At 47.4% G+C, this 12,094-nt stretch carries 10 protein-coding genes; 2 read left to right on the forward strand and 8 right to left on the reverse strand.

Going from position 1 to position 12,094, the window contains the following annotated elements:
- Positions 1–88: 88 nt before the first annotated feature.
- Together bioD and IQ257_RS26495 are read right to left on the reverse strand one after the other, a co-directional pair.
- The gene (gene bioD, locus IQ257_RS26490) at positions 89–769 is read right to left on the reverse strand and encodes a dethiobiotin synthase (protein WP_193880014.1); all 681 of its coding nucleotides are present in this window, start codon (positions 767–769) and stop codon (positions 89–91) included.
- A gap of 90 nt (positions 770–859) precedes the next feature.
- Positions 860–2,839: a serine/threonine-protein kinase gene (locus IQ257_RS26495; protein ID WP_193880016.1), complete on the reverse strand. Its 1,980-nt coding sequence runs from the start codon at positions 2,837–2,839 to the stop codon at positions 860–862.
- A gap of 406 nt (positions 2,840–3,245) precedes the next feature.
- On the opposite strand from IQ257_RS26495, the gene IQ257_RS26500 reads away from it, so the two are divergent.
- Complete coding sequence (locus IQ257_RS26500) at positions 3,246–4,238, forward strand: ribose-phosphate pyrophosphokinase (RefSeq protein ID WP_193880019.1); 993 nt, start codon at positions 3,246–3,248, stop codon at positions 4,236–4,238.
- Positions 4,239–4,379: 141 nt separating this feature from the next.
- Here IQ257_RS26500 and IQ257_RS26505 read toward each other — a convergent pair whose 3' ends face one another.
- On the reverse strand, positions 4,380–5,501 hold the full coding sequence (locus tag IQ257_RS26505) for a site-2 protease family protein (RefSeq protein ID WP_193880021.1): 1,122 nt from the start codon (positions 5,499–5,501) through the stop codon (positions 4,380–4,382).
- Positions 5,502–5,776: 275 nt separating this feature from the next.
- Between IQ257_RS26505 and IQ257_RS26510 the strand changes: the two genes are divergently transcribed.
- Positions 5,777–6,280 carry a 2TM domain-containing protein gene (locus IQ257_RS26510; RefSeq protein WP_193880024.1) on the forward strand — a complete coding sequence of 168 codons (504 nt, stop codon included), beginning with the start codon at positions 5,777–5,779 and terminating at the stop codon, positions 6,278–6,280.
- A 99-nt stretch (positions 6,281–6,379) separates the two neighbouring features.
- Here the strand turns inward: IQ257_RS26510 and IQ257_RS26515 are convergent, their stop codons facing one another.
- The 5 genes from IQ257_RS26515 to IQ257_RS26535 form a co-directional block, all read right to left on the reverse strand.
- On the reverse strand, positions 6,380–6,589 hold the full coding sequence (locus IQ257_RS26515; protein ID WP_193880026.1) for a hypothetical protein: 210 nt from the start codon (positions 6,587–6,589) through the stop codon (positions 6,380–6,382).
- A gap of 501 nt (positions 6,590–7,090) precedes the next feature.
- The gene (locus tag IQ257_RS26520; RefSeq protein ID WP_193880029.1) at positions 7,091–8,728 is read right to left on the reverse strand and encodes a 2-isopropylmalate synthase; all 1,638 of its coding nucleotides are present in this window, start codon (positions 8,726–8,728) and stop codon (positions 7,091–7,093) included.
- Between the two features lie 74 nt (positions 8,729–8,802).
- Positions 8,803–9,321 (reverse strand): NYN domain-containing protein, encoded by a 519-nt coding sequence (locus IQ257_RS26525; RefSeq protein ID WP_193880031.1) that lies wholly within the window; start codon positions 9,319–9,321, stop codon positions 8,803–8,805.
- Positions 9,322–9,674: 353 nt separating this feature from the next.
- Positions 9,675–10,499, reverse strand: coding sequence for a sulfurtransferase (locus tag IQ257_RS26530; protein ID WP_193880034.1), 825 nt, complete (start codon positions 10,497–10,499; stop codon positions 9,675–9,677).
- 17 nt (positions 10,500–10,516) lie between these two features.
- The coding region (locus IQ257_RS26535) for a ShlB/FhaC/HecB family hemolysin secretion/activation protein (RefSeq protein ID WP_193933346.1) at positions 10,517–12,094 on the reverse strand (1,578 nt) is incomplete at its 5' end.

A 12,094-nucleotide genomic window follows, 5' to 3' on the forward strand; every position in this document is an offset into this window, starting at 1 on the left:
TGTATAAGAGAAAGGATGGGGTGCTGGGGTGCTGAGTAAAACCTCAAAAATTTTCTTGCCTCCTTGTCCCCCTTGTCCCCCTTGTCTCCTAAACTATTAACCGTTCTAAATCTAAATCTGATGCAACTTTAGCAAGTTTTTCGCAGTCAGTTGGGTCAGCCAAATGCGGTATGATACCTAAAATTGGAATAGTTGTAAGGGATTGGATTAAATCAATCGGCGTCCAATTGGCAATATCTTCGGGTGAGCAGGGCTGGGTACAGTTGAGAACGATGCCTTTGAGTTGGACGCGAGATTGGTTAGCGAGGGCAACATTCGCAACGGTTTGCGCGATCGCTCCCAATTGTACGGGTACAACCAACAGGCAGGGCAACCGCCAATCCCTGGCTAAATCTGCCAGTGTCAATTCCCAAGTCACGGGTGAACCTAGTCCCCCTAACCCTTCTACTAAAACAAAATCCCGCTGACTCCGCAGGGTATCTAATGCCTGCCAGACGGGGGCAAGTTCTACCTGACGTCCTTCATGTTCTGCGGCGACTGGGGGTGCTACAGGTGTTTCAAATTGTAGCGGCGTGATTTCTGCGGCAGTTTGCTCGAGATCAAATAGCTGTTGGTACAATTCGCGATCGCCAATTCCGGTTTGAATCGGTTTCAAAATCCCCAAACGCTCTTGAGGGCGGTACATTTGCCAATAAGCAGCAAGGGCACAGGTCAAAACTGTTTTACCCGTTTCTGTATTGGTGCCAGTAATTAGTAAGCTGTTGTGCATTTAAGCCAGGTAATCGGTTTTGTGAGATGCAAGCGGTTCAGCTCCCCGATTTCTTAAAGAAGTTGGGGAGCTGCCTTAAATACCCTAATCCTAGGGATTTGTCCGACTCACACTTAAGGTAAAGTTAACAGGTTGTTGAGCAAGCACATCGATCGTGTATTTGCCATTACGACGAACTTGAGCCTGCCAAAACTTGACTCCGGAGGCATCTTCGATAACTTGACCGTTGGGATAGCGAATGTTTAACGTAACATTTCCTTGTGCCACTTCTACAGCAAGCTGCTGTTCTGACTCAACATCAACCACATAGCGCTTAATCCGCTGGGGTCGGGTTTGACCACTAAATTGTATCGCTTCCTCACCCTCAGGAAATCTCAGTGCTTCGGTGTCATAAGAAGGAGACGGAGACGGAGACGGAGACGGAGAGGGGGAAGCAGTAGGCGTTTCTGTGGGTTGGGGTGTTGGTGTGGCTGGATTAGTCAAGCTTGCTTCTAGGGTGTAATCCGTCTCTTGCAGACTTTGGATTAGACTCAGTTGCAGCGTATACACCCCGGTCAAGGGCAGCGTTCCTTGCCATCGTTGCACCCGTGTTCCTTGGCTGAGGGGGTCGCCATCGGGTCCGAGGACAGTCATGTAAACCCCTTCGGTGGGGATAAATGACTGAAGCTGCTGACCCTGTTGACCCTTAAAAGTGTAGTTATGGATAGCATTGGGTTTTATCGCCCTGGACACTTCAACCTCTTTCCCGGGCGACACATCCAATCGTCGGTTGATCGTGGCGCGCTCCGGCGTCGGTGTGGGTGTCGGTGACTCAGTTTCAATCGGCGTTGGCGACTCAGTTTCTAATGGGGTTGGGGATGTTTCTGTAATGGTTGGTGTTGGTGTTGGGCTTTCTGTCACCGTAGCAATTGTTTCCGGGTCGTCTGCTCGATTTCTCAAGCTACTGACAATTGCCCAGGAGGTAAACCCAGTTAGCAATGCTAGTCCCACACCAATTAAAATGACAGCCCCAGGGCGTTCCCAGATTGATTCGTCACCAGGTTCAGGAATTGCAGGACCCGTTTCTTCTGGTCTTCCGGTGGCAGCCGCTTCCGGTTCTGGGCGGCGTCCCACGGCTACCGTAGCCATGCGAGATGGATCGGGGCTTGGAGGCGCTGCATGGGGAGATTGCAATGCTTGGATCACGTCTGATGCAGATTGGTAGCGTTCCCCCGGTCTGTAACTTAGCATCCGGTTCAAAATTTGGGCAAAATTCTCGCTGACATTTGCCCAGCGACGCCAGTTCCAGGTTAGCTGAGTGTTATCTAAAAGGTCTTGGGGTTCTTTGCCAGTCAGCAGCACAACTGCGGTTACGGCGAGGGAATACAAGTCGCTGCTGGGATAAGACCTGCCGGTTTGAATTTGTTCGCTGGGTGCATAGCCCAGTTTACCAACGGTGGTGGCTGGGGTTGCTACACCGGGGTTTTGAAAACGGGTTGCCAGTTCTTTAACCACGCCGAAGTCTATCAGCACGGGTATATTATCACTGCTGCGCTGAATGATATTATCGGGGGTAATGTCGCGGTGAATAATGCCTTTGCTGTGAACGTGCTCTAAAACGGGGAGCAATTGCAGCAATAGTTGTTTAGCTTCAGCTTCTGAGAAGACAGATTGACCGAGAGAAGACAGGCGAGTGGGTGGAGGAGGACTCGACTCTGATGCCGGCGGTTGAACAGCAGGAGGGTTAAGTTGAGCAATGCGATCGTTTAGCAGTTCGTGATAGGTTTTCCCTTCCACGTAGTCTTGCACCAAAAACAGCCGTCCATCTTGCTCAAACGTCTCTCGAAACTTAGGAACCTGGGGGTGCTGGATTTGATAGAGCGTTGTTGCCTCTCTCTGAAACAATTCCCTGGCTTTGCTCAGTCCGCTCGCTTCAGTCTGGGGTGGAATTAGTTCCTTCAAGGCACACAGTTCGTTGAAGCGGTTGACGTCTTCCGCCAAGTAAGTCCGACCAAATCCACCTTGACCGAGAACCCTGATCAAGTGGTAGCGATTTTGCAGAATAGTTCCAGAGGCAATCGGTGGTTCCATGGGAAGAGTCAATCAGTTTTTAAGGGCAAGGAGAAACGATGTCTAGCACCCAGTTTTATGACACAACAGTCAGCAGGCACCATGCTCCGTTCACTATAATGTCAGAGTACCGTGAATCAAACCAAGTCGCCAATTTCACGATCTTCTTGCGGATTTAGCAGTTCATATCAGCAAAATATTATATAGCGTTTCCTAGGGTCGTGAGGTACATTGAGTTTTCTTACCTACTTCCTTTTCTTTCATAGCATTAATAAATGCACGGTTTTATGTTACCCATCCCTACAGAGTTATGGGCAATCCTAATGCTTGCTGGTGTTGCACTAGCAAACAATCTTCAAAAAAATATGATAAATGTTTACAACTAGTAATGCTAATATTGCGGTGAAATGAGCTTCGAGGGTCTGCTGTGAGCCGTTCTGCTACTTTAGCGCTTCAGCGTGCACTGCCGCTGATTGCGGATAACAATCGTCTCCGACTGTTTTCAGGTTCTGCTAATGTTCCACTGGCTAAGGAAGTGGCGCGTTATCTGGGCATGGACTTAGGACCGATGGTTCGCAAGCGATTTGCGGATGGAGAGTTATATATTCAAATTCAAGAATCTATTCGCGGTTGTGATGTTTACCTAATTCAGCCAACTTGTCAACCTGTCAACGATCATTTGATGGAATTGCTGATTATGGTTGATGCCTGTCGTCGGGCATCAGCACGACAAATTACTACGGTAATCCCCTACTACGGATATGCAAGGGCAGACCGCAAAACGGCTGGACGCGAGTCAATTACAGCCAAGTTGGTAGCTAACCTGATTACAGAAGCTGGGGCTAACCGGGTTTTGGCAATGGATTTGCACTCTGCTCAAATCCAAGGCTATTTTGATATTCCCTTCGATCACGTCTACGGTTCACCAGTAATTCTAGATTACCTGGCAAGCAAACAACTGTCTGATATTGTAGTGGTTTCACCCGATGTTGGTGGTGTTGCTAGAGCTAGAGCCTTTGCTAAAAAGTTAGATGATGCACCCTTAGCCATTATCGACAAGCGGCGACAAGCGCACAATGTAGCGGAAGTGATGAATGTGATTGGGGATGTCAAAGACAAAACAGCCGTCCTAGTCGATGACATGATTGACACTGGTGGCACTATCGCCGCAGGCGCGAAAATTCTGCGTGAAGAGGGTGCGCGTCAAGTGTACGCCTGTGCTACTCATGCTGTTTTTTCACCGCCAGCGATAGAACGTCTTTCCAGTGGGGTATTTGAAGAAGTGATTGTCACCAATACTATTCCGGTTCCTGAAGACAGTCGCTTTAAGCAGCTAACGGTACTTTCAGTCGCCAACTTGCTGGGAGAAACCATCTGGCGGATTCATGAAGATACTTCGGTGAGCAGTATGTTCCGTTAGGGAAGCGCTTTCGGGGTAGGAGCTTGTCAGTTTTGATAAATAGTTCTTCTAAGCTAGACATGATGGAAGGCAGGGCTGTTAAGCTTGCACTTTCAGTCTACCTGCCCTCCTTTCGTGTGAGAATTTTCTGATTTGAACAACTTAAGCTGGATTAACTTGGGCTTTTTTCTCCAGCAAGCTGACAATCGAAGCCTTTTCCAAAATTCCTACAACCACACCGTTGTCACGAACCACGGGGAGTTGAGTCAATTTACCTTGTTCTAAAAGCGTAATCACTTCCAACAAGGATTGATCTGATTTGATGATGGTGGAAACATCCACAGGTTTTGTCAGTGCTTTAACAGGGGTTGTAGACCAATCAGAGGTGGGGATAGTTTTTAGGTTATCTACCGTGATTGCCCCCAGCAGTTGTTCATCTTCATCGGTGACTAAGAATTTGTGCCACTGCCCTTTACCGATAATGTAATTGTTGGCAAACTCTCTGAGAGATAAGTCAGCCGATACAATCGGACTATCGGGAATGACTGCATCTTCAGCTTTTAAACCCGTCAGCTTTTCTTGAATGGTTGCCGACTGAGCCGACCGACCAGCATTTTGTAGTAGGAATAAACCAATCAAAAGTGTCCAGATACTACCGAAGGTGCTGACTCCCAAAATGCCGAGTAATCCAAGGGCAATGCCCAGCCATCCCATCGCCTGACCAACACGACTGGCAAAAACAACGCCTTTATAAGGATTACCCGTAATCTTCCATACCAATGACTTGAGAATATTGCCACCATCAAGGGGTAAACCAGGAATTAGGTTAAACAACGCCAGAACTAAGTTAATGTAAGCTAGCAGGCTGACGATTGCGGCTATAGCACCAGCGATGCCGGTACTGAGACTGATCCCGGTGAACAGAGCAAATAACATCAGACTAACGGCAGGACCAGCAATGGCGACCCAAAATGCCTCAGCCGGAGTTTGTGACTCCTTTTCTAAGCTCGCTAAACCCCCAAATAGAAAGAGCGTAATTGACTTAACCTCTATTCCCTGCCGAATCGCCACGAAGCTGTGACCTAATTCATGAGCCAAGACGGAGGCAAATAACAATAGTGCACCGACAAATCCTAGTAGCCAGGGTAAGGCACCGCCCAACTCGGGGAAACGTGAGAGGGAACCCCCGAAATCGAACGTTACCAGACCCAGAATTAAAAACCAGGAGGGATGCACATAAAATGGAATCCCCAGTAAATTACCAACACGAATACTCCCGTTCATACGGACTACCTCAAAAATCTATTAAATTTAAAGACGTTCTTTAGTTTCATCTCTTGCGTCTGCATCTATCGTAACGAAATGTAAAAGAAAGTTTTATCTACCGACTGTCGTAAAATCCGTCCCTTACAGTTCGGTTCTAGGTATCTAGAAGTATACCCTGTCCCCCCGATCGTCGCCGATAATAAAGTAAGAGCGGTTATCGCCTGCCTCAATCAGCGTGATAGGTCTAAAGTGTAGAAGTACTCCTATACAGTTACCGTTATCATACCTGGATCATGTCTGTTACTGAAAATACAATCACCCGTTTTTATCCCCAAGAAGATATCCAGCAAATTCTCAATATCGCGATCGCTCGTCAAGCAGACGGTGGGGAATTGTCCCGCGATCATCTCGTAGAAATTGCTGCCGAATTGGGAATTTCCCTCGATAACCTCCACAAGGCAGAACAAGAATGGTTCCTCCAGAAAGAAGAACGCCGAAACCGCCAGGAGTTTGATATCTACCGCCGCCGCAAATTACATCAACGGGTTGGTAAATATATCATTGTTAACAGTTTTTTAATCACTATTAACCTAATCAGTGCGGGTCAGCTTTCCTGGGCTTTGTATATTTTATTGTTCTGGGGTTTGGGCTTGGGGTTAACAACTTGGAACACGTATCAGTTGCACGGAGACGAGTACGAACAAGCTTTCCAAAAATGGTATCGTAAGCAACAAATTAGCCAATTAACCCAATCAATTTTTACCCGCCTCAACAAATGGTTGAATGCAGTAAGTTGAGGTCAACTTACCTGAGTTTTAGCAGTTTTTAGTCAATAAAGTCAGCCTCAGCTCCTAGCTAGGCACATCTGAAGCGTAGGAGCCTGAGTTGATTGTACCCTAACGCTGTTCAGCTAGATCTCGGATCAGAGATAAGCGATTGGTCAGGTAGTCATTCAAAATATGTACTTCTTCTGGATTGAGCGATCGCTCTTGATTCAATTGCTTCAGTATCCATTGCACCAAACTAGCATCATCAAGTCGCAGAAGCAAATTGGTCTGAGTCGTTTCAATTAAAGACCATAACTGACGCAGCATTGTGGGAGTCATACCATCTCCTTACTTAGGTAAAAGTCCTGGCTAGGCAGGGAAATTGCCGAGCTGGTTTTCAATCGCTGTGTCGCGATCCTTGCAGAACACGACTCCGCTTAAGAATTGCTTAAGAATTTCATTACTGCCTTTACCATAACCCATCTAGTCCTACCAAAAGCAAGATTGTACTAAGGATGATACAAGAGTTACCAGAGACTTAACAAAGAGAAAGATTAGTTTGTGTATGGGAGCACTTTAGCTGTTGAGTGTTTTAGCCGAAAAACGGCATTTAGAAAAACAAGCAGAAATTGAAAAAACCTGTTGTTCGGATAATTGCTCCTGGGGGTGGACGTAAACCAGAACCCACCCCAAACAAGGAGTATGCTTATGTCTCGTTTAGCTCAAGTTTCCTCCTCAAAGCCTGATTGTTACGTCGATTGAGCGCTGGCGATCGCACTGGCTCCGTAATCTCTGAAACCATTTTATAGCAAGCTTTTCGCATTTGCGGATAGGTCTTTTTTATACCAGAGAAGCATCAACCGAGCTTTCAGTACTTTCAGCTTGATTACGGGATTGCAAGTTCTCACGTTGCAACCACCCATAGAGTCGATTCAGGGCATTCACATAAGCCTGAGCCGAAGCGACAATAATATCGGTGTTAGCCGCATGACCAGAAAAGACCCGACTATCATACCGCAGGCGAATCGTCACTTCACCGATCGCATCAATCCCTGCTGTCACTGACTGAACAGAAAACTCAATCAGTTCGTTGGGGACATTTACCACCCGATTAATTGCCTTATAAACCGCATCCACGGGACCCGTACCAATGGCAGCATCCATGAGTTCCTGACCCTCAGGAGTGCGCATAGTTACAGTTGCGGTAGGACGTGCCTTATCACCACAAGATACCTGCACTAACTCCAAGTGGAACAGCTCCGGTACTTGGCGAATTTCATCATGGACAAGGGCTTCTAAATCCCAATCAGACACTTCTTTCTTCTTATCCGCCACATCCTTAAAGCGGATAAATGCCTTATTTAACTCCGTTTCCGAGAGATCAAACCCCAATTCTTTCAACCGGGTTCGGAAGGCATTGCGACCAGAATGCTTGCCTATGACGATTTGGTTATCGGTTAAACCAATCGACTGGGCATCCATGATTTCATAGGTCAGCTTGTTCTTAAGAACGCCATCCTGATGAATGCCAGACTCGTGGGCAAAAGCATTGGCACCCACAATTGCCTTATTGGGTTGCACCAACATTCCCGTTAGGTTAGAAACCAAGCGAGAAGTTTTGTAAAGCTGGCGCGTGTCAATAGTTGTCAGGGATGCCTCAGACTCTGGGGGACGTCCAAAATAGGGATTAAAAAACTGACGCCGGACGTGCAATGCCATCACGAGTTCTTCGAGCGCCGCATTTCCTGCCCGTTCGCCAATGCCGTTAATCGTGCATTCTAGCTGTCGTGCCCCATTTTTCACGGCTTCCAGGAAGTTGGCAACGGCTAAACCGAGGTCGTTATGACCGTGAACAGAAATAATCGCTTGGTCGATATTGGGGACATTTTCCTTAATGCCGCGAATGAGTGCCCCAAACTCGCTGGGGGTAGTGTATCCTACGGTATCGGGAATGTTAACCGTCGTCGCACCTGCGGCGATCGCCCGTTCTAAGACTTCATAAAGAAATTCCGGGTCAGAACGTCCCGCATCTTCCGGGGAAAATTCCACATCCTCGACAAAGGATTTCGCATAGGCGACCATTTCTGGTGCGATCGCTAAAACCTCCTGTCTCGTCTTCTTGAGTTTGTACTCTAAATGAATATCGGATGTGGCAATAAACGTATGAATTCGCGCCTTAGCCGCCGGTTTTAGGGCGTCTGCTGCCGCTTGGATATCCTGACGAGTTGCCCGTGCCAAACCGCAAATCCTTGGACCTGACTCCACACCGACTGCCTGGGCTATTTTTTGGACGGCTTCAAAGTCACCGGGGCTGGCAAAGGGGAAACCTGCCTCAATGACATCAACCCCTAGACGTGCTAATTGCCGCGCAATGGTCAGTTTTTCATCAACATTTAGGGTTGCACCGGGACATTGTTCCCCATCACGGAGAGTGGTATCAAAAATAATAATTCGGTCGGATTGCGATTGCTGGTTCATAGTTTAATTGACTTCCCTTCAAAAATTGGCTGTCCTCAATGGTTTAGAATAGTAGCGTTTTTTTCGATTAATCCTTAAGAATCCATTTTCTCAATATGATCGCGTACCTCATTTAAATCAATATAACGATCGGTTGCATTTCTTAATTCCCTAGCAATCATTCCTTCGGTTGAAACGACGGTAATGTGCGTGTTTTTTGAACGAAGTAATTCGATTGCCCGCTCAAAATCACCATCCCCACTAAAAAGAATAACCCGGTCGTACTGCTCGACCGTATTAAACATATCTACCACAATTTCTATATCTAAATTTGCTTTTTGGGAATAGCGACCGGAGTTATCGTCGTAATATTCTTTAAGAATTTTTGTCCGGACTGTGTAACCCAGACTGATTAAGGCATCTCGAAAGCCCCGTTGATCCTGAGGATCTTTTAAACCCGTATACCAAAATGCATTAACTAGAACAATATGGGGTTCACTTTTAAAATACTCTAAAACCCGCTTGGGGTCAAAAAACCAGCCATTCTTTTGTTGCGCATAGAACATATTATTCCCGTCAACAAAAATAGAAATACGATTCATTGAGCAAGGCATATAAACTAAGACCTAATAGTGTCTAGAGAATTTAGGTTAACTTCTTATTTTAGCAACTTTTATCTAATAATTAGCGCATAGGAAGTTTTCAGGAGTAACCGCTGTAGCCAGACGTTCTCCTAGTTTACTCATTTTCTCATCTTCCCTTTGTTAATCGCTCGCCAAAGTCAAGAACTTGGGCAACGTAGAGTCAGGGCGAGAAAGAGAGGCACTACCCTAGAAAATTCCCTGAGCTGGAACAGCAGTCAGTTTGAGCATAACAAGAGTCAATTTAGGTAGGGGTGTACTTTATCAACTCTACATTCAAACTTAAAGTTTTGCCCCATCGGGTTCCAGCCTACAAAACAGGGGTTCTATTGCAAGTAAGAACACCAGTCACTCCAGCTACCCGCATAAAGCTTGCCAGAACGAATTCCAGCCAATTCTAGGGAGAAGAGATTGACGCAAGCAGTGACACCCGAACCACAATAAACAATGATATCCTCTTTGTGTTCCAGCTCCTGCCACCGTGTTTTGTGAACATCTACCGAATGCAGGTAACTCTGAGGTTCGCTAACTTCCTGCCACGGATAATTGAGAGCACCGGGAATATGACCAGCAACTGGGTCGATGGGTTCTCGCTTACCCGAATAGCGATCGCTATCCCGCGAGTCAACTAACGCCACAGTCGGCAAGTCTTTGCGAGCTTTTACGTCTTCAACATCCACAACCCACCCGTCGCGCACCTGCGGCACAAAATGTCCCGGCTGAGGCGTGAACCAGGCGTCCGTCACCGGATAGCCTTGGGATTGCCACGCCCCCCAACCCCCATCCAGCAACGCTACCCGCTCATGTCCCAAGTACCGTAGCAACCACCAGAGACGGGCAGCAAAGGCAAAGCGAGAATCATCATAAGCCACGACTAGGGTTTTTTGAAAATTCACACCAATCGCCGCGAATTTGTTGGCAAGCTGTTTGGGTTCGGGTAAGGGGTGACGCCCCCCATGATGCTCTACAGGTGATGATAAGTCTTTATTCAAATCCAGGTAGTGTGCCCCCCGGATATGGCTTTTTTGATACTGTTGATAGCCTAAGTCTGGGTTGGCTAGGGCAAAACGACAATCAGCGATCACAACTTGCGGGTCATCCAGATGTTCGTTCAGGTACTCAGCAGAAACAATAAAAGGGCTTACTGTCATAACTTCAAAATTAAAACTTAAAACTTAAAGGGATTAATAGTAATCGAAAAATAAATGCCGTCCTCTTGCAACGAGCCGTCCGTTGAATCGACAGAAATTAACGGAATGCCCCAATCGAGTCGAGCCGTGAGGTAATCTCCCTGCTGCCACTGCAATCCCAATCCGATAGAAGCGAGGCTATTCGTGTCCGGGTCTTCGCTATCTCCACTATTCCAGGTTGTCCCAAAATCTACAAAGGGCGTGAGTTGTAAAACCCCTTGCCACTGGGGAATTCGTGCAATGGGTAGCCGCACCTCTACCGACCCAAACGCGCCGTTGTCGCTCAACCGCACATCCTGTCGATAACCCCGAACGCTGCCAAAACCGCCCAAACCAAACTGCTCAATTGGTAATAGCTCTTGATCCGCAAGTTGGATATCGCCTCGGACTAAGAGTAAGGTTTCTGGTGCTAGCAGTCTCACCCACTGAGCTTGTCCGCGCCAGGATAAAAAACGGCTATCGGGGGCATCGTCATTCACCGTGGCATCTAATACATCCAGTCCCAAGTTAAACTGCGATCGCAGGGCAATCACTTCACTGGCACCCCGTTTTGTCCATTCTTGGAAAAACCGCAGGGCTGAGACGCGGGTGCGTCCGTCTACATCTGCTCCCGGTGACGGAAAGCCGATTGACTCTCCAATTAGATTTTCCAGGAAAACGGTTTTAGTACTGCGCCAAGACCCGGTTAAACCCAGCGCAAATTCCTGGGTGGGTGTCTGCATGAGCGGTTGACGCAGGGTGAGGTCAAAACTATTAGAAGAGGATTGGATATCTAGAAAGTTAAACGGTTCTTCGATAATTTCATTAGAGGTATGGCTATAGCTAAAGCCGAAGGTGCCGTTGCGGGGATTGATGGGGACAATATAGGTGGCATCTACTTCATTGCTTCCTGCCGTATTGGTATAGCCAAGGGTTAGACCATCTCCCCAACCCAGGACATTAGCATGAGTCAGGGATACCCCGCGACGAAAACTACCAACGCTGGGGGAACGACCGTTATTGGCAAAAATTTGGGAACTCCAGGGGTTGGCTTCGGCAACTTCCACAATGAGCAAACTGGTGCCGGGACCCGAACCCGTTGAGAGTTCGGCAGAGACATTTTCAATGAGTGGGTCAAGTTGCAATAGGCGCAAGGCTTCTAGTAAACGTGGCACGTTCAGGGGTTTTTGGGTGGCAATGGCGAGGCGAGAGCGCACATATCCAGGTTTGAGGCGACGGCTGCCATTCACCTGAATTTCTTCTAATCCTCCTTCAATGATTTCAATAGAGATAGTGCCATCGGTTAGGGTTTGAGGTGGAATGAAGGCACCGGAGGTGACGTAACCGTTCTCGGTATACAACTGAGTAACAGCGGTTCTGGCGTTTAACAGTTCGGCGAAGGTAATCGGACGATTGGTAAAGGGTTCAGTGACTGCGGCTAGCTCTTCGTCAGAAAAAACGGTATTGCCGGTGAACTCAAATCCTTCGACTGTAATGGTGTTTTGAATGTTGCCCTCAGGAGTCTCAGGTGTTGTCGGATTCGACGGTTCTAGAAGTTCTTGGGGAGGGGGCAGGGG

Origin of the sequence: Coleofasciculus sp. LEGE 07092, assembly GCF_015207375.1 — a bacterium.
Classification (GTDB): domain Bacteria; phylum Cyanobacteriota; class Cyanobacteriia; order Cyanobacteriales; family Coleofasciculaceae; genus LEGE-07092.